Raw genomic sequence first — 1,587 nt, 5'->3', positions numbered from 1 at the left:
CATAATAGGCAATTTTTATAGTTTTATCTGCTTACCGTACAAAATTTCCGAAATGTTGGCGAGACCCCTTAATATAGAATAAAGTATCATTTATTGTTATATTTAACTAAATATGAATCATATACCAAAAATTATCACTATAAAGAGATACTAATTGAATATATAATTCAAAAAGGAGATGAAATAAATGATGCTTTTTGCACCATTTTTAGCATCTATTGTACCTGGTATTATTATTTTATTATTAACCTGGTGGTTTAAAAAGAAAAACTTTTCTTTTTCTGTTAGACTTGCGCCAGGAATTATTGGTATAGTAGGAGCTATTGTCTTATTTTACATTGGTTTTGTAAATATTAGAGGTTTTGAAGGTATTGCTTATGGAATACTTTCATTTTTCTTGATTGTATTTGCCTTCGTAGCTTTAATTATTGGTAGAAAACCTAAACATACAGGATAATTCTTAAAAATTAACCTCCCTTTTAAATAAATTTAGGGAGGTTAATTTTTTATATTAATTATATATATAAGGTGACAGTCGGATTTGAACCGACGATAAAGGTTTTGCAGACCTTTGCCTTTACCACTTGGCTATGTCACCATATGAAATAATAATTACTTAAAAATCAATTTGATTTTTCTTAGTACCTACATCCACAACCCTCATAAACTGTTGCTCCACTACTTAGAACTTTGTATGAAGCTAAACAACCAGCATCGAATTCACAACAAGACATCTTTTTTTGACAATAAGGGGTCTCACCAACATTTAGCGGAAAACATACGCTAAGCAGATTTCGATAAGTAAATTACGGCCTTTTATACGTTTAGACATTAAATTCGTTCACAAACTTAATATTTTAATAATTATTGAACATTGATTATTGAACGAGTTAATGGACACTTCCGAAGGGAAGAAACACTTATAAATCCTTTAATGACAAGGTGTTCACCAACTCAAGATTTTCTGAACAATTCCTTAGCGTATGTTTTCAGCGTTTCGTTGGTGGGACCTCAATAAGGATATGGCTTCTATTGTGTATTGAGCATCGCAGTTTGGATAAATACTTGTCCAAATGCCACCTTCACTTCTTTTAGAAATAAGTTCAGAGAAATAAGCATTTACAACAGAGTGCTTTGGTCCTTCCAGTTTGCTTTATTTATAGGTTTATTCTTCTATATTTTCATCTTCTAACTGTCTTAGGTTTTCATCGTGACATTGTTTAAATAAATAGGTAAGGTACGAATATAGTTCAAATCGGTCCTCCTCAATAAAATCAGACCATATTTGTTTGTTTCCTCTCATCATTCCTCCCCCTTTTTATTTCACTTTTATATCTTTATGGCCCCCTAACTAGAAATCTCTTATAGATACCAAGTGACCATTTATCATAAAAAACAGAGAAAATTCTTCACTAATTTTAAACCAACTAAAGAAAACTAATAAATGTCTTCAATACCGGATAAACGAATAAAGAAAATATTTTGTTTTTCATCTTTTAAAGACAGGGTCTGTTCATGGAGATTAAGATTATAAACACGGCCTTTATACGTTTGTAATGACCCATTTTCATAATACTTAACCGTAAT

Annotated in this window: 3 protein-coding genes and 1 tRNA gene; 1 reads left to right on the top strand and 3 read right to left on the bottom strand. The window is 30.6% G+C overall.

Annotated elements, in window-relative coordinates; genetic code table 11:
- Positions 1–187: 187 nt before the first annotated feature.
- A complete protein-coding gene (locus AC1UFB_RS20235) occupies positions 188–457 on the top strand; it encodes a YesK family protein (protein WP_482589939.1) in 270 nt (89 codons plus the stop codon).
- A gap of 69 nt (positions 458–526) precedes the next feature.
- Here the strand turns inward: AC1UFB_RS20235 and AC1UFB_RS20230 are convergent.
- The 3 genes from AC1UFB_RS20230 to AC1UFB_RS20220 all read right to left on the bottom strand — a co-directional run.
- Positions 527–598, bottom strand: a tRNA-Cys gene (locus AC1UFB_RS20230).
- Between the two features lie 567 nt (positions 599–1,165).
- Positions 1,166–1,303 (bottom strand): hypothetical protein, encoded by a 138-nt coding sequence (locus AC1UFB_RS20225; RefSeq protein ID WP_326046410.1) that lies wholly within the window; start codon positions 1,301–1,303, stop codon positions 1,166–1,168.
- Between the two features lie 134 nt (positions 1,304–1,437).
- Positions 1,438–1,587: YolD-like family protein (locus tag AC1UFB_RS20220; protein ID WP_482589941.1), on the bottom strand; the 150-nt coding region annotated here is incomplete at its 5' end.

It is taken from the genome of Priestia sp. KCTC 13724 (genome assembly GCF_056820425.1).
The sequence above is the reverse complement of the archived record's forward strand: the minus strand, read 5'-3'. Positions and strand labels throughout refer to the sequence as shown.

Coding starts and splice junctions, on each gene's coding strand:
- AC1UFB_RS20235 (WP_482589939.1), top strand. CDS start 188: ATGATGCTTTTTGCACCATTTTTAGCATCTATTGTACCTGGTATTATT.
- AC1UFB_RS20225 (WP_326046410.1), bottom strand. CDS start 1,303: ATGAGAGGAAACAAACAAATATGGTCTGATTTTATTGAGGAGGACCGA.